The 20,876-nt window shown below is 30.9% G+C and carries 23 protein-coding genes; 6 read left to right on the forward strand and 17 right to left on the reverse strand.

All coding sequences use genetic code 11. The features are described from left to right. Positions 1-78 precede the first annotated feature (78 nt). The 5 genes from BEE63_RS09100 to BEE63_RS09120 all read right to left on the reverse strand — a co-directional run bounded on the left by BEE63_RS09100 (position 79) and on the right by BEE63_RS09120 (position 4,939). Complete coding sequence (locus BEE63_RS09100; RefSeq protein ID WP_066021084.1) at positions 79-846, reverse strand: ABC transporter ATP-binding protein; 768 nt, start codon at positions 844-846, stop codon at positions 79-81. Between the two features lie 50 nt (positions 847-896). Continuing rightward, positions 897-2,183, reverse strand: coding sequence for an FtsX-like permease family protein (locus BEE63_RS09105; protein WP_066021085.1), 1,287 nt, complete (start codon positions 2,181-2,183; stop codon positions 897-899). A 71-nt stretch (positions 2,184-2,254) separates the two neighbouring features. Next, complete coding sequence (locus tag BEE63_RS09110; protein WP_066021086.1) at positions 2,255-3,019, reverse strand: ABC transporter ATP-binding protein; 765 nt, start codon at positions 3,017-3,019, stop codon at positions 2,255-2,257. Between the two features lie 45 nt (positions 3,020-3,064). Then, positions 3,065-4,351 (reverse strand): hypothetical protein, encoded by a 1,287-nt coding sequence (locus BEE63_RS09115; RefSeq protein ID WP_066021087.1) that lies wholly within the window; start codon positions 4,349-4,351, stop codon positions 3,065-3,067. A gap of 48 nt (positions 4,352-4,399) precedes the next feature. After that, positions 4,400-4,939 carry a PadR family transcriptional regulator gene (locus BEE63_RS09120; RefSeq protein WP_066021088.1) on the reverse strand — a complete coding sequence of 180 codons (540 nt, stop codon included), beginning with the start codon at positions 4,937-4,939 and terminating at the stop codon, positions 4,400-4,402. Positions 4,940-5,181: 242 nt separating this feature from the next. On the opposite strand from BEE63_RS09120, the gene BEE63_RS09125 reads away from it, so the two are divergent. Together BEE63_RS09125 and plsY are read left to right on the forward strand one after the other, a co-directional pair. Continuing rightward, positions 5,182-5,868 carry a lysoplasmalogenase family protein gene (locus BEE63_RS09125; protein WP_066021089.1) on the forward strand — a complete coding sequence of 229 codons (687 nt, stop codon included), beginning with the start codon at positions 5,182-5,184 and terminating at the stop codon, positions 5,866-5,868. 72 nt (positions 5,869-5,940) lie between these two features. Next, positions 5,941-6,531 carry a glycerol-3-phosphate 1-O-acyltransferase PlsY gene (gene plsY, locus BEE63_RS09130; protein ID WP_066021090.1) on the forward strand — a complete coding sequence of 197 codons (591 nt, stop codon included), beginning with the start codon at positions 5,941-5,943 and terminating at the stop codon, positions 6,529-6,531. Positions 6,532-6,590: 59 nt separating this feature from the next. On the opposite strand, the gene BEE63_RS09135 is transcribed toward plsY, so the two are convergent. After that, complete coding sequence (locus BEE63_RS09135; protein WP_066021091.1) at positions 6,591-7,112, reverse strand: nitroreductase family protein; 522 nt, start codon at positions 7,110-7,112, stop codon at positions 6,591-6,593. 276 nt (positions 7,113-7,388) lie between these two features. Here BEE63_RS09135 and BEE63_RS09140 point away from each other — a divergent pair, with 276 nt between their 5' ends. From BEE63_RS09140 to BEE63_RS09150, 3 genes are all read left to right on the forward strand, one after another. Then, a complete protein-coding gene (locus tag BEE63_RS09140; protein WP_066021092.1) occupies positions 7,389-7,937 on the forward strand; it encodes a dTDP-4-dehydrorhamnose 3,5-epimerase family protein in 549 nt (182 codons plus the stop codon). Between the two features lie 144 nt (positions 7,938-8,081). Then, entirely contained in the window at positions 8,082-8,768 is a 687-nt protein-coding gene (locus tag BEE63_RS09145) for an aspartate/glutamate racemase family protein (RefSeq protein WP_242874768.1), read from the forward strand. 31 nt (positions 8,769-8,799) lie between these two features. Beyond that, entirely contained in the window at positions 8,800-9,669 is an 870-nt protein-coding gene (locus BEE63_RS09150) for a PhzF family phenazine biosynthesis protein (RefSeq protein WP_066021093.1), read from the forward strand. 74 nt (positions 9,670-9,743) lie between these two features. Here BEE63_RS09150 and BEE63_RS09155 read toward each other — a convergent pair whose 3' ends face one another. The 8 genes from BEE63_RS09155 to BEE63_RS09190 all read right to left on the reverse strand — a co-directional run bounded on the left by BEE63_RS09155 (position 9,744) and on the right by BEE63_RS09190 (position 18,022). Then, positions 9,744-10,559 carry a CheR family methyltransferase gene (locus tag BEE63_RS09155; RefSeq protein ID WP_066021094.1) on the reverse strand — a complete coding sequence of 272 codons (816 nt, stop codon included), beginning with the start codon at positions 10,557-10,559 and terminating at the stop codon, positions 9,744-9,746. A 107-nt stretch (positions 10,560-10,666) separates the two neighbouring features. After that, on the reverse strand, positions 10,667-12,373 hold the full coding sequence (locus BEE63_RS09160) for a methyl-accepting chemotaxis protein (RefSeq protein ID WP_066021095.1): 1,707 nt from the start codon (positions 12,371-12,373) through the stop codon (positions 10,667-10,669). Between the two features lie 15 nt (positions 12,374-12,388). Then, positions 12,389-12,865, reverse strand: a complete 477-nt coding sequence (locus tag BEE63_RS09165; RefSeq protein WP_066021096.1) for a chemotaxis protein CheW — start codon at positions 12,863-12,865, stop codon at positions 12,389-12,391. Positions 12,866-12,880: 15 nt separating this feature from the next. After that, entirely contained in the window at positions 12,881-14,884 is a 2,004-nt protein-coding gene (locus tag BEE63_RS09170; protein WP_081312508.1) for a chemotaxis protein CheA, read from the reverse strand. Between the two features lie 25 nt (positions 14,885-14,909). Beyond that, positions 14,910-15,272, reverse strand: a complete 363-nt coding sequence (locus BEE63_RS09175) for a response regulator (RefSeq protein ID WP_066021098.1) — start codon at positions 15,270-15,272, stop codon at positions 14,910-14,912. A gap of 97 nt (positions 15,273-15,369) precedes the next feature. Then, positions 15,370-16,395 carry a protein-glutamate methylesterase/protein-glutamine glutaminase gene (locus BEE63_RS09180; protein ID WP_066021099.1) on the reverse strand — a complete coding sequence of 342 codons (1,026 nt, stop codon included), beginning with the start codon at positions 16,393-16,395 and terminating at the stop codon, positions 15,370-15,372. Positions 16,396-16,561: 166 nt separating this feature from the next. Beyond that, positions 16,562-17,407, reverse strand: a complete 846-nt coding sequence (locus BEE63_RS09185; protein WP_066021100.1) for an alpha/beta fold hydrolase — start codon at positions 17,405-17,407, stop codon at positions 16,562-16,564. Beyond that, entirely contained in the window at positions 17,408-18,022 is a 615-nt protein-coding gene (locus BEE63_RS09190) for a TetR/AcrR family transcriptional regulator (protein WP_066021101.1), read from the reverse strand. A gap of 215 nt (positions 18,023-18,237) precedes the next feature. Between BEE63_RS09190 and BEE63_RS09195 the strand changes: the two genes are divergently transcribed. After that, positions 18,238-18,510, forward strand: coding sequence for a hypothetical protein (locus BEE63_RS09195; RefSeq protein ID WP_066021102.1), 273 nt, complete (start codon positions 18,238-18,240; stop codon positions 18,508-18,510). A gap of 104 nt (positions 18,511-18,614) precedes the next feature. Here BEE63_RS09195 and hypE read toward each other — a convergent pair whose 3' ends face one another. The 3 genes from hypE to BEE63_RS09210 are packed head-to-tail and all read right to left on the reverse strand — an operon-like array spanning position 18,615 to position 20,876. Next, a complete protein-coding gene (gene hypE, locus BEE63_RS09200) occupies positions 18,615-19,619 on the reverse strand; it encodes a hydrogenase expression/formation protein HypE (protein WP_066021103.1) in 1,005 nt (334 codons plus the stop codon). Further along, entirely contained in the window at positions 19,612-20,670 is a 1,059-nt protein-coding gene (gene hypD / locus BEE63_RS09205) for a hydrogenase formation protein HypD (RefSeq protein ID WP_066021104.1), read from the reverse strand. Before hypD ends, hypE begins: the two co-directional genes overlap by 8 nt. After that, complete coding sequence (locus BEE63_RS09210) at positions 20,670-20,876, reverse strand: HypC/HybG/HupF family hydrogenase formation chaperone (RefSeq protein WP_066021105.1); 207 nt, start codon at positions 20,874-20,876, stop codon at positions 20,670-20,672. Before BEE63_RS09210 ends, hypD begins: the two co-directional genes overlap by 1 nt.

Genomic DNA, 20,876 nt, shown 5'->3' on the forward strand with positions numbered 1-20,876 from the left:
AGTACGAAAAACCTTGCTTAAAATTAATCTTCAACATTTTGAGTGAAAACTTATAAATACCCATTCCCAAATCGCCCCTTAATCCATATTATCAAACAAAGCCTGTGATTCTTTAGATGTTATGTCAACTATCTTGTAGAAAAATTCTTTTTGGGTTAAATTCTCCCTATTAAGAGTTTCATCAATTTTTCCGTCTCTTAAAAATACAAGCTTCTTTGCATAACTAGCTATCATGGAATCATGAGTAACCATAAGTATCGCTATTCCGTCCTCTTCATTACGCTTTTTAAAAATTTTGAGAAGTTCATGAGAATTATTTGTATCCAAACTTCCAGTTGGCTCATCTGCCACAATTAGCTTAGGATTAGAAATTAACGCTCTTGCTGCAGCAGCTCTCTGCCTTTGCCCACCAGAACACTCACTTGGAAAGCTATCAAGCACTTCATAAATATTTAATTCTTTAGCAAGCTTTTCAGTCCTTTTATCTATTTCTTCTTTTTGTACATCATCAAGCACCAAAGGGACTCCAATATTTTCTCTAATAGTGAGTGTATCTGCTAGATTAAAATCTTGAAAAACAAATCCCATATTTTTATATCTGATTTTAGCAACATCCTCTTCTGACATATCATATACACTTTGACCATTAATCCTAACAGTACCCTCAGTTGGCATATCTATAGTTGATAATACATTAAGGAATGTTGATTTTCCAGAACCAGATGGTCCCATTATACATACAAAATCTCCTTCATTAACTGTCATATTAAGATTATTTAAAACTTTTACTTTGTGCTTGCCATCATAAACTTTAGTAATATCTTTTGCAAATAATATTTCTTTCATTTTAATTCTCCCCCTATCATATTCCTGATTTTGTATAACAAGTCCCCGCATTATAAAATTCTATATGCCTTTTTTTCAAATATTAGTTTTGTATACATAATATAAGAAACTACAGCAGTAATAAAAAATACTATAAACAATATACACAACATAAAAATACTTATTTCCATAGATATAATATTGTTCTTTACAAATAAGTAAGCAAAAATTAAAATTGGTACCAATGATATACCCACATTTATAGTATAAAAAATCTTAAATTCCTCATTCACAATGTTTTTTAGCTGTTTACTAGTATATCCAATGATTCTTAATTGAGCAAATGTATGTCTTCTTGAATCAATATCAAGTATGGTTTTATAAACAAGACTCGATGCAATCATTATCATAGATGTAACATATGAAATTACACATACAGTTTTTATTTGAGGTTTATCTCCGAAAGCTGATGCAATACATAAAATTACCTCTGTAGTAATAATTAAAGTTGTAATTATAAATTTTACTTTCTTAATGGATTCATACACATTGCTTAAAGCTATTAGCTTTATTTTATCTTCTGAATATTTTTCTTTTTTAAGTTTCAATATTTCTTCAGGAATATAAAAATTTAAAATTCCCCTTACTCCAAATATAGTAAATACAACATTGAAAATACCCATTGTAGCCACATCTGTAGGCTCCTTACATATAAATATTGATAATATTGGGAGTAAATACAAAATAATATATATCCTAGAATCAAACTTTAAAGATCGTACATCTCGAGATCGAACTTTCTTATTTATATTCATCAAATCAATAATTTCCCTAGTAGAAGCATAACTATAATCCCCCATAGAAACATATCCTATCTGTAAAAACAAAATTGCTATAGTCCCCCCAACAGCTGTAGGGCTTAATATCCATATGCTGCCCTTTAATCCCATTACCGAATACATTAATTTTAAGAACAGTGGCATAAATAATATTCCAAGTATTATTCCTATAGCCCCTCCAATAATTTCTACAACAGCATTTTGAAAAAGCAATGTTTTTGCTAGTGTTCCTGATGTCATGCCATTTAACTCTTCAATTGCCATTTCCTTTGATTTCGATTTAATAAAATATGCATTAGCATAAAAGCTAAAAATACAAACAAGAATTGCCAGAAAAAACACTACTACAGCTGCATCATTTGCATTGTTACCTCCACCATTAACAAAAAAAGTTTGATTATTAATCATATTAATCAAATTAACTATAATTGCTATGGGAAAAATTATAGCAAACAAATACAAAAGACTTTGTTTAAAATTCACTTTTAGCATTTTTAAAGAAAATTTATACGCACCCACAATAAGATCTCCTTAAATTAGTAAGCCCAAAATATTTCTCATCTTATGTAAGTAAAAAAATGCATCTATTTTTATCCCATTTTATCAAATAAATCCTGTGATTCTTTAGATGTTATATCGACAATCTTATAGAAAAATTCTTTTTGAGTTGAATTTCCCCTTTCAATAACTTGATCAATTTTTCCATCTCTTAAAAACATTAGTTTCTTTGCATAACTAGCTATCATTGAATCATGTGTTACCATGAGTATAGCTGTCCCTTCTTCGTTACGCTTTTGAAAAATCTTAAGCAGTTCATGAGAATTCTTGGTATCTAAGCTTCCTGTCGGTTCATCTGCTACAATTAGCTTTGGATTTGTAATTAATGCTCTTGCTGCTGCCGCTCTTTGTCTTTGTCCTCCAGAACATTCATTAGGATGCCTATCAAGAGTTTCAAAAATTCCAAGTTCCTTAGCAATCTTTTCTGTCCTCTCATTTATCTCCTTCTTGCCAACATTACCGAGCACTAATGGAATTCCAATATTATCTCTAATAGTTAATGTATCCATTAAATTAAACTCCTGAAAAACAAATCCTATGTTTTCATATCTAAGCCTTCCTACATCAGAATCCGGCATAGTATATATACTCTTACCATCAAACTTAATAACTCCCTGACTTGGAACATCTACAGTTGAAAGTACATTTAAGAATGTTGATTTTCCAGAGCCTGAAGGTCCCATTATACAAACAAAATCGCCTTCATCAATTGTCATATTAACTTTATCTAAAACTCTAACCTTTTTTTTACCACCATAATTTTTAATAATATTTTTTGCAAAAAGCAAATTACTCATTTTAATTCCCCCAATAAGATACCTTGTATTAAGTTATTTTTACAATTATAAGATTCTATAAGTCTCTTCTTTAAATACCAACTTCTTATAAACAATAAAAGAAAGTACAATTGTAATTAAAAACACTGCTAAAAACACAACAAGCATCATTATGACTAATTCTGTGGATATGATATTACTTCTTCTAAATAGGAACAAAAATATTAAAATATGAATTAATGGCACTCCTATAGTTATGGCATAAAAAACTTTTAATTCATGCTTTGCGGCACTCTCTAATTGTTTCCTAGTGTATCCAACCAGCTTTAATTCCATAAACCCGTGTCTCCTATTATTACTATCAAGCACTATTTTATACACTATACTTACCGCAATCATTACCACTGTAATAACATATGAAATTATACAAACAGCTCTAACACGTATATCATTTGGATACATTGCCATTATACATAGAATTGCTTCTACCGAAACTGCTAAGGTTATAATTAAAAACTTTAACTGCTTTAAAGAAGCATATACATTACTTAAAGATATAAGTTTTACTTTATCATTTAAATATTTTTTCTTTTTAAGCTTTAATATAGTTTCTGGAATGTAAAATTGTAAAAGTCCAGGAACTCCAAGCAAAGTAATTACAATGTTTAAATTTCCAATTCCTTCAATTTGCTCAGGTTTTGTAGCTATAAATAAAAATATTATTGGAATTAAGTATATAACAAGGTATACCTTTGAATTTATGTGTAAAAATCTTAAATCCTTAGGTCTACTCTTTTTATTTGCTCCAATCAAATCAATAATTTCCCTAGTAGATATATAACCATAGTCTCCTAAGCTCACATATCCCAGCTGCAAAATTAAAACCCATATAGTACTCCAAATACCATCAGGACTTATGGCAAATATACTGCCGGTTTTTCCCATAGCAATATACATTATTCCTAAAAATATAGGTACTAATATTATTCCAAATACTATTCCTATAGCACAGCCTATAACTTCAATGACGAGATTAGTAAAAAGAATCATTCTAGCTAATTTACCAGGCCATATTCCTCCAAGTTCTTCTATTGCCATTTCCTTTGACTTTGAAGTAATAAAATATAAGTTCGCATAAAAAGTAAAAACGCATACAAGAACTGCTAAGAAAAATACTAATCCAGCTGCTATATCAACTTTTCCTGCCTGATAAATATAGAAAAAACTTTTATTATTCATTACGTTCAAAAGATTAAATATTATAGCTATAGGAAAACTTATAGATAATAAATATACTATAGTCAGCTTTCTATCTAGCTTTAACATTTTTAGCGCAAATTTATATGCTCCCATATTAATCTCTCCCTTAGTTCTAAAATTGAGACAACGTTTACATAATTACTATAACCTAGATTCTAAAAACTTAATTGCTTCATCTGCCCACCTAATATTTGCTTCACACGTATATTCACTTTTTAATATACATAATTTCCAAAACTCTAGTCCATCCCTAAATTTATTATCATCCTCATTTGTACCGCATTTATCATTTTTCAATTCTTCAAGATTATGGAGCTGTTCTTGCTTATATTTTTCAAGTGTTTCTATAGCCTCCTCCAAATTTCTTGATGCTTTAAAAAACAAATAAACTACAAAAGGATCATTCATTGTTCTATTCTTTGGATATTTCCTAAGCCAAGCAAAAAATGCTTTCTTACCATCATCAGTAATTGAAAATACCTTTTTATCCGGTCTATCCGATTGATTGACTACCGAATGCATTACATATCCCTTTTCTTGCAATTCGTTTAAATCCCTATAGACTTGGCTTGCCTGAGCTGTTTTGAAAATTTTGTCATGTGAATTTAAAATTTTAGTTATATCATATCCCGTCTTATCTTTAAAATTTAATAAACCAAGTATAGAAAACTTTAACGACATGATAAAATAATCACCTCTTTACATTAAAATAAAGCATATATACTATGTATAATATTATACATGTATAATATTCCACTTACAACCATAATTTAATGCTTTTTGAATGAAAACATTACCAATGTAAAATACATTTATTTTTTATTTGAGAATTATCACCTCAATCACATGAGAATAAATTTCTTAACAAACTTATATATTTTGCAACTACTTTGAATAAAATATTACATGAGGAGTTGTTTCTTATGAAGTCTATAATCATAAAAATCATTTTAATTTTAGAGTTTATTATTTATATTACATTTACATATAATGATTTAAACTATAAAAACTTATATACAAATACTTCTTTTATAAAGTATATCGGAATATTACTCTGCTTACTTTTGTCTTTTTTGATAGGTAATGATGGATATAGTAAAAAAGACTCAACCCTGCTGCAATTTGCACTAATACTGACAGCCTTAGCTGATTTGTGCCTAGTAATTTTAAATAAAACTATCCCCGGAGTATTCTTTTTTTGCCTCGTACAGATTACATATATAACCCGCTATAGTGGTGGCAAGCTACATCTTAAAAATATCTATACTATAGTAATACTTGTCATATTATCTGTATTTACTTCTAAAACTTATATACATATCATAGATAGTAGACTTTTATTTATAGCAAGCATTTATGCAATTTTACTGCCTTATAGTGTTTATACTTCCTATAAAACTTTAAAAAGAAAAATATATCCTAAAGATAACTGCTATTTAGTTTCTATTGCCATGACACTATTTTTGTTATGTGATATAAACGTAGGCATATCACATACATTTTTAAATCACAATGGAATTTCTACACTTCTGGTATGGACCTTCTACCTGCCCTCTCAGGTTCTACTTGCACTAAGTGGCTATGATTTTAAAAAGGAGCTGTCGCATTAAAAATTAATTTACTTATATCAACTTACTAACTATAATTATATTATAAAAATGAGGAAAATTAAGGAGCACTAAATGATTATTTTATTAACAATTATAGTTTCTTTTCTGTTTGGTTCTATTCCAACAGGATACTTAATTACAAAGAAATTGTGTGGAATCGATATAAGAACTAAGGGCAGTGGAAATATAGGCTCAACAAACGTAAAAAGAATTGTTGGGACTAAACTTGCAATTCTTACTCAGGCAGGAGACGTTATAAAGGGAATAATACCGATGATTTTAGGAATTTATTTATCAAAAACTATAAAGCTACCTGTAACAACTGAAGTTTATCTTTCCATTATCCCAATAGCCTGTGTTTTGGGCCATGATTATACACCCTTTCTTGGCTTTAATGGTGGTAAAGGAGTAAATACAACACTCGGTGCCTACTTTTTAATTGCACCGCTTCCAGTTTTACTTGGAGTGCTAATTCATTTTATACTGCTCTTATTTACGAAAATTGTAGCTATAAGATCAATTGTACTAGGTATATCCATACCGTTAACATGCGCCATAATGAAGCTTCCCCTTCCAATAATAATTTCTGCTTCACTTGCCAGTATACTATTGATATATAGGCATAAAGATAACATAAAAAACGAAATAACATTGATAAAGTAATATCATTTTAATATTACAAATCAATGTTATTCCACTCTCTTTTAAATACAAAAACTATGTTATTTTATAATCTTAATAACTCCAGCCTTTCTTTCATGTTCCTTTGGTTCCTCTGCTGGATATCCGATTGATGCCATTCCCCAGACAATATGATTTTGAGGTATATCAAGGCTTGTTAATACCTCTCTTACTTCTTTCTCGTCACATATAGTTTTAAGTTGATTGATCCAGCATGACCCTATGCCTAAAGAATGTGCCATTAAGAATATATTTTCTAATGCACATGCAGAATCAGCAAGTCCATTTGAATTTTCCTTATCATTAGATACTAGAATTAAAGTTGCTGGCTTATAAAAATTATAGCTTTCACCTTTTCCTATAGCTTTTCTAACTACCTTTGCAAGGAGTTCTATTTTCTCTTTGTTTTGAACAGCTGTGAACTTCCATGTCTGTTTATTCATACCACTTGGAGCATATGCTGCTGCTTTTAAAATTAATTCTAATTCCTCATCTTTTATCTGATCTTCCTTAAATTTTCTAACACTTCTTCTTGTTAAAATATTCTGTAAAATCTCATTCATAATAATCTTCTCCCTTCAATATATAATTACAATCTTATTATATATTTATATATGCAATCTAACCAGTAATTTATTAAAATATATTTTTATACTTTGAAATAAAAATATTTGTTTTAGGTATTCAAAATTTAATTTAATAATATGCCTAAAATATGCCTTTAAAAATTCAAACTTTATTGTAAAATAATATTATAGAGAAAACAGTTTAACTTAGATTTTCCAATAATTTTTCCCTATTAGTATAAAATGCTTGCTGTCTTATGGGAGGGAATTACAATGTTAAAAGTAACTAAATTAAATTTAGAAGAAGTACTTGTATTGGAATACGACATTAAAGAAGATAATAGATCAATTTTTCATAGAACTTTTTCAAAAAAGCAATTAGAAGAAGCAGGGGTTAAAAGCAACTTTGTTGAAGAAATCTTATATAATATACCAAAAAAAGACACTGTATATGGAATTCATTTTCAAAATCACCCTAAAGCTCAAGAAAAATTGCTATATTGTACAAAAGGACGTGAGTTAGACTTTGCAATTGATTTGCGCCACACCTCAAAAACATTTAAAAAGTGGGTTTGTGTAGAGCTTAATCCTGAAAGTGGGAAACAAATATATATACCAGCAGGTTTTGGTCATGCTTTTTTATCTTTAGAAGATGATACTCAACTAGCTATGAGAATTGATACCTATTTCGACCCAGCTTTATCAAAATCCATAAAATATAATGATCCAGAACTTAATATTAATTTCAGCGTTTCAAATCCTATCCTTTCAGATAAAGATAAAAATGCCCCAAATTTAAAGGATTGTAATTGTAATTTGTAAGCACATAATCCGTGCACAAAATAATACTGAAAATGGTATACTAGAAATCGTTAAATCGTTAAGAAATTATTAGATGACATCAGCTAAATGTAGTAATAATCATAAAGAGTATGATGTCAATATACAAACTGGAGATGAATTAATGTGAAAAAGACAATTGGAATACTCGCAGGAATGGGACCCAGATCTACAGCTCCTTTTATAGACCTTGTTGTGGATGAATGTCAGAAACAGTATGGAGCAAAAAATGATAATGATTTTCCTAAAATGATGATATATTCACTCCCAACACCTTTTTATGTTGATAGGCCAATAAATCATAAAGCAATGAAGGAAACTATAATAGAAGGACTTCAAAAGCTTGAAAAAGCGGGCGTAGATTTTATAGCAATGCCCTGCAATTTTGCGCATATTTATTTTGAAGAACTGCAAAAATCAATTAATATACCACTCTTAAACATTGTAGAAGAAACAGTAAAAAAGCTTCCTAAAAGCAGTAGAAAAATAACCCTGTTCGCAACAAATTCTACATATGAATTTGGAATTTATCAAAATGGAATAAAAAAATATGGACATGAATTTGCGTTTAAAAACAAATGGCAGGTCACATTAAATAACTTAATCAAAAATATAAAAATAAACAAGGACGATGAAAAAAACGTTGAGACTTTAAAGGCTCTAATTAATGAAGTAAAAGAAGAAGATATTGAAAATATTATAATAGGCTGTACAGACATAAATCCTGTTTTAAAAAAGCTTTCGCCAGAAATTAATATTATAGATTCTTCAAAATGCCTGGCAGAGGCTGTTATAAAAAAGTATTTAAAATAATAATTCTATATGAAAGGACAGAGAAAATCTTATGAAATTAAAAGTTTATACCGTAAATGCTTTTGCAAAATCCCCTAACGGCGGCAACCCTGCCGGAGTAGTTATGAATGCTGATACTTTATCTGAAAACGACATGAAAAAAATATCTAAAATTATTGGCTTCAGTGAAACTGCTTTTGTAATGAAATCAAATTGTGCAGATTTTAAAGTAAGATTTTTCACTCCAAATAGTGAGGTTGATCTTTGTGGACATGCTACTATTGGAACTTACCACACTCTATTAAGTGAAGGCTATATAAAACCCGGCAATTATTCTCAAGAAACTAAAGCAGGAATACTGAATATTAGTATAAATAAGGATACTTTAATAATGATGAATCAAACAATTCCCAACTTTTATCATATTATTCCAAAAGAAGAAATAGCAGACTCCTTAAACTTAACTCTAAATGAAATAGAAGAGACTCTGCCTGTTCAAATAGTTTCAACAGGTCTAAAGGATATATTGGTTCCAATAAAAAATATGAAAATACTAGATTCCATGAAACCAAATTTCAAAAAAATTGAGCAGATAAGCCGCAAATATAACGTAATTGGTTATCACGCTTTTACTCTTGAAACTCTCTATGGATCAAATGCTCATTGTAGAAACTTCGCTCCATTATATGACATACCAGAAGAATCGGCTACTGGCACTTCCAGTGGAGCTCTTGGATGTTACCTATATAAATACGGAAAAATAAGTTTAAACCAATGCCAAAATATTATTTTTGAGCAAGGTTATTCTATGAAGAAGCCATCGGAAATAATTGCTTTGTTAAATATTAAAAATAATAAAATTGTTGAAGTAAAAGTTGGCGGTAAGGCATTAAACTTGGCTTCAAGAGATCTTGAGATATAAATACTGCAAAGTAATAGTATTTTGAAATATTGAATAAAAATACTATTACTTCGCTTAAAATAAAAATCTTGTATCTACTCTTTTCTATATACAGCTGGCTTAACATATCTATATCTACTTTCATCCCTGTTAATTGTTTCTGAATGCCCTATAAAAAGATATCCTCCTGGCTCCGTTAAATCATAAAATTTATTTATTAACTTAGTCCTAGTTTCATTATTAAAATAAATCATTGCATTTCTGCAAAATATCACATGAAATTTCTTTTTAAAGGGAAATTTTCTATTCATAAGATTTAGCCTTCTATATATAACTTCATTTTTAATCTTATCCTTAACTTCATAATTCTTATCTTGAATTTTTTTAAGATAATTCATTTTCCAGATACATGGCAAATCTTTCACATTATCCTCGTTATAAATTCCTTTCTTTGCAATATTAAGAACCTTTGTTGATAAGTCTGTTGCTAGCACTTTTGTATCCCAATTTGCTTTTTCATCAGAAAAAAATTCATCTAATATCATAGCAATAGTATATGCTTCCTCCCCAGAAGAGCACGCAGCACACCAAATACGCAAATCCCTGTTTGTTACCTTTTTCTTTAAGTACGGAAGTACCTCATTTTTAAAATAATAAAAGTGATCAGATTCTCTCATAAAAAATGTATGATTAGTAGTAACGACATTAATAAATCTAGATAATTTACTTCCACTTTTATCACTAATAACTTTGTTGTAATATTCTGTAAAGTTATTACACTTTTCTTCGTATAAAACCTTTTCAAGCTTATTACCTAATATTTCCTTCTTTTCTTCCTTTATAAATATACCAAAATTCTGATTTATAAAACTAGACAGCTTTTTAAATTCATCTTCTGTCATATGAATCATAAAATCTCCTACCTTTATTGTAATTTTATCAATTCAAATTCTAAGTTAAACATGTATAATGAACATTTTAAGACTATATATAGTTTAAATTACGTATGATAATCCACTTAGTATTTTCCAAATTCATTATCACTTAAATCTATTTTCTCTACATTCTTAAACGCTGTATCTTTCCTTAAAGCTTCTTTATTTTTACTCATTGATTTTAGCATACTTAAAACTTCTGGATTGATTTCATTATTATACGGCCCTGAATATTCATTTATTTTCTTTAACTTAAATTTTGAAACCTGTTCCTGTAGAAGTTTTGCCTGTCCTGCAAGTTCCTCACTTGCTGTTGCACTTTCTTCCGATGTAGCTGAATTTTCCTGAACAACTTGTGATACCTGAATTACTCCTTGATTTATTTGTTCAAGGGCTGAAGCTTGCTCTGTTGATGCTGTAGATATTTGTTTAATAATATCTGATACTTTTCCAATTCCCCCTACAATATCATCCAATGCAGTTGCAGTTTCATTTGCAATTTTAGTACCCTGTTCTACCTTTTTAATAGAATTTTCTATCATCTCTGTTGTCTCCTTAGCTGCATTTGCAGATCTTGCAGCTAAATTTCTTACTTCTTCTGCAACTACCGCAAAACCTTTACCATGCTGACCAGCTCTTGCTGCCTCTACTGCTGCATTAAGGGCAAGAATATTAGTTTGAAAAGCAATATCATCTATAACCTTTATTATTTTGGATATGTTTTCTGAAGACGTATTTATTTCTTCCATACTTACAAGCATTTGCTTCATTTGCTCGTTTCCATTCTCCGCATTTTCCTTGACATTAGAAGATAACTCATCAGCCCTCTTAGCATTATCTGCATTAAGATTAGTTTGAGATGACACTTCTTCAATTGACGAGGTTAGTTCTTCTACCGAGCTCGCCTGCTCTGCCGCCCCCTGTGAAAGTGCTATACTTGAATCCGATATCTGTTTAGAGCCTATTGCCACTTGATTTGATGAAGCATTAATACTATTAAGAACATCATTAAGCTTCTCAGACATCCTTTTAAACGCCTGTGCCAAAATTCCAATTTCATCTTTAGAATCTAAACTTATATTTATATTGAGATCCCCTTCTGATATTGCATTTGCATCTTTTATAAGTTTCTTTATAGGAACACTTATAGAGCGTGAAATAACTATTCCTAGTATTATCCCCAATGCTGCACCTATAAAAATAAATACAATAATCATTTTTTTGCCATAACTTGCAGTTTCATCATTACTTTCGGAATTGATTTTAGCATGTTCCTTTTTTAAATTTGATATATTGTTTAATGCCACTTGAACATCATTTTGCTTAGCTGTAAGCTTTGAACTTGCAAGATTAATTGCCTCTTGATTGTTTCCCCTTTCTGCCAGCTCAAATGCCTGCTTTAGCCCTTCCATATACTCTTTTTTACTGCTTTTAAGTTTATCTGCATCTCTTTTCCCCTCATCTGTTGATAACGTTTTTGAAAATTCGTCAAGTTTTGCATCAAATTCATCACTATAGCTATTTATATTATCTTCATACTGTTTTATATCCTCTTGCTTGCTTGACATAAGCACATCCCTCAATCTAGCTCTAATAGAACCAAAATCATATGTTATCGTAACAAGCTTATTTAGTGGCTCAACATTATTTTCATACATCAGAGTATCATTTGTGTTTATTGTGTTTATTTGTACTAATCCAACAATTCCTATTACCCCAGCAATTAAAATCATAATTATAAAACTTATCGAAAGTTTAACACCTATTTTTAAGTTCTTAAAGATATTCATAAATTCTTCCCCCTTTTATATATCTTGCAAATTTTTTACATCATCATATTTAAGTAATTTATTACAATCTAATATAAGTTTTATACCACTATTTGTTTTTCCTATAGCCCTTATGTACTCGTTATTATACCTACTTATTTCAGGAGGACTTACTATTTCAGAATCTGGTATATTTACTACCTCAGATACACCATCTACAATAAGACCTACAAAAACATCTTCTAATTCGATAATTATAATGCATGTCCTATCATTATATTTTTTCTCCTTTTTCTTAAATCTCAGCCTTACATCCATTACAGGTATAATCTTTCCCCTTAGGTTTATTATCCCCTTTATATACTCCGGCAGCTCCGGTATTTTACTTATATCCTGTATTACAATTATTTCTATAACATGTTTTATTTCTATACCATAAAACTCATTTTCTATTGTGAAGGTTAGAAATTTATCTTTTTGTGTATCTTCTTCTATTAACTCCTCTTCAGCCATTTTCAATCTCCCTTCTCATGTTTTATTTACAATCAATCCAGCAACATCTATTATTAAACTAATACCTCCATTTCCTAAAAGCGTGCATCCAGATATCCCCTCTATCTTTCTCATATTTTTAATGTAATTAGGCAGTGCTTTTATAACAACTTGCTGCTCTCCTATCAATTCATCTACAAATAAACATGCTACTTTATCATCCTGTTCCACAACAACAATTATTCCGTCATATAAATTTTTCACATTAGTTTTAATATTGTATACCTCATGAATTCTAAAAATTGTATAACACTTTTTTCTTATCATTACCATCTCATTACCATTTAAGTCCCTTATTATATCCTCTTTTTTAGGCCTAAATGACTGTTTTATGTTATTCATTGGTATAGTATAATATGATTCTCCCACTTTTACATTCATACCATTTATAATTGCTAAAGTAAGGGGTATCTTTAAAGTGAATATTGTTCCTTTTCCCTCTTCACTGCTAACATACGCATATCCACCTATTTCAGCAATATTTTTTGAAACTACATCCATACCAACCCCCCTACCACTAAATTCTGTTACATTATCATTTGTAGAAAAACCAGGCAAAAATATTAAATTGTAAATTTCATCATCAGTCATTTCTTCTTCAGATTTAGTTAATACTCCATTCTCTATTGCCTTTTGTAATATTTTTTCTCTATTTAACCCTGCTCCATCATCTGAAACTGTAATAATAACATAATTGCCTAAATTCTTTGCTTCTATTGTAATTGTGCCCTCTACGTCCTTTCCTGATTTTATTCTGTCTTCCCTCATTTCTACACCATGATCTACACAATTACGCACAAGATGCATTAAAGGATCTGATATATGCTCTATAACATTTTTATCAACTTCAGTATCCTCACCAATGAGTTTTAAATTAACGTCCTTATTAAGTTTCTTTTTCATATCTCTAACAATTCGATTCATTTTTTTAAGAGTAGGTGCAAGTGATACCATTCTTATAGACATTACAATATCCTGAAGTTCACTTGTTATCTTATGCAGCTGGCGTGCAGATTTTTTGAAGTTATCCAGTTCCATCCCATATAAATCGGGATTTTGAATAACCATAGCTTCGGCAATAACCATTTCACCAACTAAATCCATAAGTTTGTCTACTTTTTTTATATCAACACTTATTATTTCTTGAACGTTCCCACTATGAGTTTTTGAAGAGCTTTTCTTTTCAGATACTTCAGTCTTTTTTATTAAAGGCTTGTCTATTAAATCTTTATCTTCTTTATTTAAATCTTTAAGTTCACTGTCATTCTCTAACTTAGTTAATTGGAACTTCTTTAGCATTACAGTTTTATTTAAAATTTCATTTACTTCTTCATAGCATTTATCTGTTTTAAAAGAAATCTGAAATCCCTTTTCCCTTATTATTTCAGATGTATCATCATCTTCAATAATATTTTCCGGTAAGTAATGTACATTCTCTGTAAGTTCTTCGATATCGTTTACAACAGTATAAGCTCTTAAATTCTCCATTCCATCATCATCAAAGAAAATTACTGCTTTATATGTACTATCACTATTATCATTACAATTTTTATCTTTTTCTCCTAAAACCTCCGTTGGATTATTTTTTAATTTACTTAAAAATTCTTCATTTTGCTTTATAAGTTCACTGCTATTTCCATCAACCTCATCACTATTTTTTATTTTTTCAAGCTCAACCTTTATAAAATCTATACTTTCGAACAATAAATCTGCCAAAGCTGAATAATCCACTTTTTCTGGAGTACACTCCCTAAAAAAATAGAAAATATCCTCCATAGAATGCGCAAGAGTTGAAATATCGTTGAAAAGCATCATAGCTGAAGAACCTTTAATTGTATGCATTATACGAAAAATTTCATTGATAACTTCATCTGGATATCCATTTTCATTATCTAAGATTAATGCTTCAAGCTGATCTATAAATTGAGATGTTTCGAATATATATGCATCAAGTATAGGTTCATTTGAAGATTCTGACATTATCTCACCACCCATTAACCTTATATCATAATGACAATACTTTATTTAATGTTTCTACCAATTTAGCTTCATCAAACGGTTTTACAATAAATGATTTTGCTCCATTTAATACTGCTCGCTTAACAGTTTTCCCTTGTCCCATTGCTGTAATCATCACAACTTTAGCTTTTGAATCATATTCTTTAATTAACTTTAATGATTGTATACCATCTAGCTTGGGCATTGTAACGTCCATAGTTACTATATCTGGACTAAGTTCCTTGTATTTAATTACTCCTATCTCACCATTCTCAGCCTCTCCAACAACTTCAAACCCATTTTTTACAAGCATAGATTTCATAGATAAACGCATAAATGCTGCATCATCTACAATAAGAACTCTTGCCATATTGACCACCCCTTTTTATTTTTTTATAACTTTTTATTTTTAAAATTGCTTACTTAACACTAATTTATTAACTTCCATATTTGCATTTTCAAAACGTTTACACGCTGCTTCTCAAAATTGAAATTAAAACTTGAGGTATATTAGAGAGTGAAGCTTGTCTCTCAACAGCTCCTATGTCATATGCAACCTTAGGCATACCATAGATAACAGAAGACTTTTCATCCTGTCCTATAGTTTTAGCACCTTTTCTCTTCATTGCAAGTAATCCCTTCGCACCATCATATCCCATCCCTGTAAGTATAATTCCTATAGCCTTATCCTTTGCTTCCTTAGCTACTGATTCAAACAAAACATCAACAGATGGGCAATGTCCATTTACCCTTTCACCTTCAAAGACTTCAGTATAGTATTTACCAAGCTTCTTTTTTATTACCATGTGCTTGCTTCCAGGTGCAATTAAAACCTTACCTTTTTCAATAATATCTCCACTTTCAGCTTCTTTTACATTTAATTTTGTTTGATTATTAAGTCTACTAGCAAACATCGTAGAAAATCCAGGCGGTATGTGCTGTGTAATTACTATTCCAGGCATATTGTGTGGAAACACACTAAGTAAATTATATATTGCCTCTGTTCCACCTGTTGAAGCACCTATTGCAATAATCGCATCCGTATTTATACTGTCTTTACCATATAAACTATTAGTTTTTAATTTATTTTTATCTATAATATGAGACACAGCTGCTATTTTAATTTTTTTAATCAATTCTTTTATAAAATTTTCTACACTACTGGGAGATTGTGCATCTGGTTTTGAAACAAAATCAACTGCACCCGCATTTATAGCATCAAAAACAGCCTCATTTATAGAACTAACAACTATAACTGGTATAGAATACTGTGGAAGTAATTTTCTTATGAACTCAATTCCATTCATCTTAGGCATTTCTATATCGCATGTCATCACATCTGGCTTAAATTTTAAAATTTGGTCCGCTGCTTCAAATGGATCCCCCGCCTTAGCAACCACTTCTATATTCTGCGATGAAGAAATTCCCATTGAAATTATTTCACGTGAAATCAGGCTATCATCAACAATTAGAACCCTTATTTTATTATTCATGGAATCTACCTCTTTTTAAAGGATTATCATACAATACCATTATAGATGATATAAACATTTTTTTCTATAATGTACCATGTTTTTCTCATTTTTTTCTTTTATTTATTTTAATGTGTAAAGTAATTTCAATATTATTAATTATATATAAATAAACAAATTCCTTCATTTACACCAACAAAAATTTTTTTAATACTTGCACAAATTTTTCTGGCTTCTCTTTTTGAGACCAGTGTTTACATCCTTTCATTATATGAAGCTCGCTATTTTTAATAACTTTACTTGCCTCTGCTGCAAACTTTACAGGAACAGCAGAATCTTTTTCTCCATTGACTATTAAAACTGGCATTGTAAGTTCGCTTAGATGTGAAGTCAAATCTGTAGTGAGTTTTTTCTTTCCTATCTCATAACGCTGAAAAGATTCCCATGCCCTACCACTGTGAGGCTCATGAACAAGGTTGTATAAATCATCAACCAATTCATCGGAGATTCTATTTTTATCTCCAAACATAACTGATGCTATTCCCCATTTCACTAACTTCTTGCTCTTTCCAAACCATTCATTTGACTTATCATTAAACTTTGAATTTACATACCATCTGCAAAACGAATGAAAATGTGGCATCCTAGAATATAAACCCATCGAATCAACTATAGTAAGCTTATTCACCATTTGAGGATACTTTAATGAAAATGCTATACTTATGCCCCCTCCCATTGATAGTCCAACTAAATTAGTCTTTTCTATTTTTAATTGTCCAAGCACATCATATAATAATTCTACGAACATAGGAATAGAGTACGTAATATCAGGCTTATCACTTTCACCAAAGCCAAGCATGTCTATAGCGTAAATATCATAATCATTTCCCATCAATTCAATTACTTCTTTCCATGACATCATAGAATTATCCATTGCCCCTCCATGCATAAAAACTATTTTTTCATTCGTTTTTCCTTGCTTATGATATGCTATTACTTTATAGGATTTATAACTCAATACAATCTTCTCCACCTACATTCCCTCCTTATACAAACCATATTTTAAAATTTTCATATACTCATAAACCTCATCTTGAATCTCCTTTAAGTTCAGTTTACCTTCTGCCATTCTCTCTTTTATAAAACCTTCACTAATCCAAATAAGCATTTTAATTACTTTATTAGCATCATTCTTATTCTTGAATTTGCCTATATCAACATTGTCATTAAGTTTAACATATGCATCCTTTAAAATTCTTTGATTAATTGATTTTATATTATTTGCTACTGCATTATCTACTTCATAATAAGCTCTTAAAGAAAAACTTAAAATATACGGGCATTCCATCATAGCCATTACTCTTGCCTCAACTATTTTCACATTTCTCTCAAAAAAATCTCTTTCTTCTAATGCTTTTATTTCATGAATTTTTTTATATATTTTTTTGCAGCTGTACTCGTACAAATAGCAATATAAATCTCTTTTATTTCTAAAATAATAAAACAAAGACCCCTTTGCTATACCAGCAGTGGCAGCTATATCTGCCGTTGAAGCCTTGCTGTATGGGCTTTCTGCAAATACTTTCATGGCTGCATTTATAATTTTTATTTGTTTTTCTTTGCTTAAAGCACTGAAACTATCGTACATAATCTTCCCCCCCCTTATCTTGACCGAACTGGTCAATCATAATTTATATTGTAGCTAATTGACTCAAATTTACAAGGTGTAGATAAGACAAAGCCGCAATTGCTTTAGACAATTAAATACTATCTTTTTCTTAACAATCTTTACAGGCATCTTAACTTTTTCTAAACTTTTAAGCACTATACTAAAAGCATAAAAAATATTTAGAGGTGATAATTTTGCCATATGCAGGAATGGTACTACACAGACAAAACAAATATATAGCAGCCTTTAACTCTGCTGGTGCAATTGATAAAGAACATGCTGTAACTCTTGAAAAGATTCGTATTAAAAAAGATTCTATTTTTGATAAAATGATTGCTTTAGGGGTATTTTTTGAATGTGAAAATGGATTTTTTTATATGAATGCAGATACTGCTGAGAAACTGAAGAATAACAGAAGTGGTTTCCATATATGGAGGTTAGAAAAAAATAATAATGTAACTAAATAAAAAAATTAAGAATTAAGAATGAATGATAATTTTCCAGAGCAAAGCGGCGGAAAATCATCATTCATTCTTAATTTTTTATCATTTAGTAATTTTCTTAGTAACTACTAGCATATTCTAGGAAGCAATTCTCCCCCGGGCTGAGGCAATAATGTTTCAGCGCCAATTTCCGTTTTTACCATAACACGACCTGGCATATCAGAGGTTACCTCACCAATAATAGCAGCATTTGCAGAATATTTACCCTTATGTAATGTTTCAACAATCTTTGGGGCAATTTCCTTTGGTGCAAAAACCACAAGCCTTCCCTCACATGCAAGATACAGTGGTTCTAAACCAAGCATACCGCATACACCTTTTACGCCATCTGCTACAGGTATGTTCTTTGAATCAAGTTTAATTCCAACCTTGCTCTGCTCAGCAATTTCATATAAAACTGTACCGACACCTCCACGTGTAGCATCTCTCATTACGTGAATGTCCTTTGATGTATCAAGCATAGACTTTACTGTTCCCCAAAGCGGTGCGCAATCACTGGTTACATCCGCATCAATTCCAAACTCATTTCGTGCCAGTAAAACAGTGCAGCCATGTCTTCCTATATCACCAGTTACAATAACTGCATCGCCTGGTTTAGCATTAAAGCCAGAGGTACTAACTCCGTCCATAAGTTGTCCAATTCCTGTTGTAGTTATAAATACACCATCAACTTGTCCTTTTCCAGCAACCTTTGTGTCTCCAGCTACTATTTTAACTCCTACTTCCTTTGCAGTCTTTTCCATAGCTGCTGCAATTTTTTCTAACTTGTCCATGAGAAAACCCTCTTCAATAACAAAGGCACATGTTAAATACAGCGGCTTTGCTCCCATGCAGGACAGATCATTTACCGTACCACAAATACTAAGTTTACCGATGTTTCCACCTGGAAATTCTGATGGAGAAACAATAAATCCATCTGTTGTAAATGCTAGCTTTCCTCCATTAATATTAAGTACCGCAGCATCATCTGCTGTAAAATCAGGATTTGAAAAGTGAGCCTTAAAAACCTGATCTATTAATTCTGATGTTTGTCTTCCTCCAGCTCCATGAGCCAGTGTAACTGTTTTATCCATTTATATTTCCTCCATACTGATAATATGCTGAACATGCACCCTCATTAGATACCATGCAGGCTCCAATAGGATGCAGTGGTGTACATCCTTTTCCAAATACTTTACAATCTGATGGTTTACATTTTCCTTGCAAAACATCACCACAGCGGCATGCCGGATTGCTTCTTCCTTTTACCTCAGGCAAATCAAACTTAATTCTTGCATCAAACTCTTTATATTCCTCTTTAAGTTTATTACCAGAAGCCTTTATAATTCCAAGACCTCTCCATTCAGAATCACAGCTCTCCATGATTTCAGACATAAGAGCCTGCGCCGATTTACTGCCCTCACGTGTTACAACTCTCGGATAACAATTTTTAAAGAAACTGCCGCCTTCCTTAGACTTTGTAATTATTACAGCAAGTGCTGTCATGATTTCATTTGCAGTAAAACCTGTTATTACTCCGCTAACACCTTCACTTACTAGCTCTTCACATAGCTTTGTACCTGTAATTGCATTAACATGACCTGGATATAAAAATGCATCTGCACTGCTCTTTAAAGCCTTGTATGCTCCTGGCATGGTTTTGTTTGCAGTAAGCAGTGAAAAATTTGTAAGTTCCGCAGCTTTTGCCTTCTTTACTGCTAAGCAGCTGGCAGGCGTTGTTGTTTCAAATCCTACTGATAAAAATACTACCTGTTCATTAAGGTGCTCTTTAGCATACTCATAAGCATCAATAGGTGAATATACTACTTTAACTTTAGCACCCTTAGACCTAGCTCCTGCAAGATTCATCTCTGAGCCAGGTACTCTTACTAAATCTCCAAAGGTACATATTGTTGCGTTATGGTCAAGTGCCAGCATAATAGCTTCATCAATAAATCCAACAGGGGTAACACATACTGGACATCCCGGTCCTGATATCAGTTCAATATTCCTTGGTATGATGCTTCTTATTCCAAGCCTAAATATCTCATGAGTATGGGTTCCACAAACTTCCATTATGCGAAGCTTAGGACCATCGTAAGTCTCAATAATCTCCTTTGCGGTTTTTCTTATGTTCTCAGCCATTATAATTCCTCCATGATTTCATCTGTTTCTTTTTTGTCATCGTTTGTGATTTTAGCAATTGCAATTCCCGCATGAACCATAACATAATCGCCTGGCTCCAGTTCATCTATTAATTCTGCTGATACCTCTCTTTTTGCTCCTGAAGCATCAATAACTGCAACACCATCTTTAATATTTACAACCTTTGCTGGTAAACCTACGCACAT

Origin of the sequence: Clostridium pasteurianum (assembly GCF_001705235.1) — a bacterium.
GTDB lineage: Bacteria > Bacillota > Clostridia > Clostridiales > Clostridiaceae > Clostridium_S > Clostridium_S pasteurianum_A.

What these genes read in the sequence shown, in the direction of transcription:
- BEE63_RS09100 (WP_066021084.1), bottom strand. Translation starts at nt 846, where the DNA reads ATGAAAGAAATATTATTTGCAAAAGATATTACTAAAGTTTATGATGGC.
- BEE63_RS09110 (WP_066021086.1), bottom strand. Translation starts at nt 3,019, where the DNA reads ATGAGTAATTTGCTTTTTGCAAAAAATATTATTAAAAATTATGGTGGT.
- BEE63_RS09115 (WP_066021087.1), bottom strand. Translation starts at nt 4,351, where the DNA reads ATGGGAGCATATAAATTTGCGCTAAAAATGTTAAAGCTAGATAGAAAG.
- BEE63_RS09120 (WP_066021088.1), bottom strand. Translation starts at nt 4,939, where the DNA reads ATGTCGTTAAAGTTTTCTATACTTGGTTTATTAAATTTTAAAGATAAG.
- BEE63_RS09125 (WP_066021089.1), top strand. Translation starts at nt 5,182, where the DNA reads ATGAAGTCTATAATCATAAAAATCATTTTAATTTTAGAGTTTATTATT.
- plsY (WP_066021090.1), top strand. Translation starts at nt 5,941, where the DNA reads ATGATTATTTTATTAACAATTATAGTTTCTTTTCTGTTTGGTTCTATT.
- BEE63_RS09135 (WP_066021091.1), bottom strand. Translation starts at nt 7,112, where the DNA reads ATGAATGAGATTTTACAGAATATTTTAACAAGAAGAAGTGTTAGAAAA.
- BEE63_RS09140 (WP_066021092.1), top strand. Translation starts at nt 7,389, where the DNA reads ATGTTAAAAGTAACTAAATTAAATTTAGAAGAAGTACTTGTATTGGAA.
- BEE63_RS09150 (WP_066021093.1), top strand. Translation starts at nt 8,800, where the DNA reads ATGAAATTAAAAGTTTATACCGTAAATGCTTTTGCAAAATCCCCTAAC.
- BEE63_RS09155 (WP_066021094.1), bottom strand. Translation starts at nt 10,559, where the DNA reads ATGATTCATATGACAGAAGATGAATTTAAAAAGCTGTCTAGTTTTATA.
- BEE63_RS09160 (WP_066021095.1), bottom strand. Translation starts at nt 12,373, where the DNA reads ATGAATATCTTTAAGAACTTAAAAATAGGTGTTAAACTTTCGATAAGT.
- BEE63_RS09165 (WP_066021096.1), bottom strand. Translation starts at nt 12,865, where the DNA reads ATGGCTGAAGAGGAGTTAATAGAAGAAGATACACAAAAAGATAAATTT.
- BEE63_RS09170 (WP_081312508.1), bottom strand. Translation starts at nt 14,884, where the DNA reads ATGTCAGAATCTTCAAATGAACCTATACTTGATGCATATATATTCGAA.
- BEE63_RS09175 (WP_066021098.1), bottom strand. Translation starts at nt 15,272, where the DNA reads ATGGCAAGAGTTCTTATTGTAGATGATGCAGCATTTATGCGTTTATCT.
- BEE63_RS09180 (WP_066021099.1), bottom strand. Translation starts at nt 16,395, where the DNA reads ATGAATAATAAAATAAGGGTTCTAATTGTTGATGATAGCCTGATTTCA.
- BEE63_RS09190 (WP_066021101.1), bottom strand. Translation starts at nt 18,022, where the DNA reads ATGTACGATAGTTTCAGTGCTTTAAGCAAAGAAAAACAAATAAAAATT.
- hypE (WP_066021103.1), bottom strand. Translation starts at nt 19,619, where the DNA reads ATGGATAAAACAGTTACACTGGCTCATGGAGCTGGAGGAAGACAAACA.
- hypD (WP_066021104.1), bottom strand. Translation starts at nt 20,670, where the DNA reads ATGGCTGAGAACATAAGAAAAACCGCAAAGGAGATTATTGAGACTTAC.
- BEE63_RS09210 (WP_066021105.1), bottom strand. Translation starts at nt 20,876, where the DNA reads ATGTGCGTAGGTTTACCAGCAAAGGTTGTAAATATTAAAGATGGTGTT.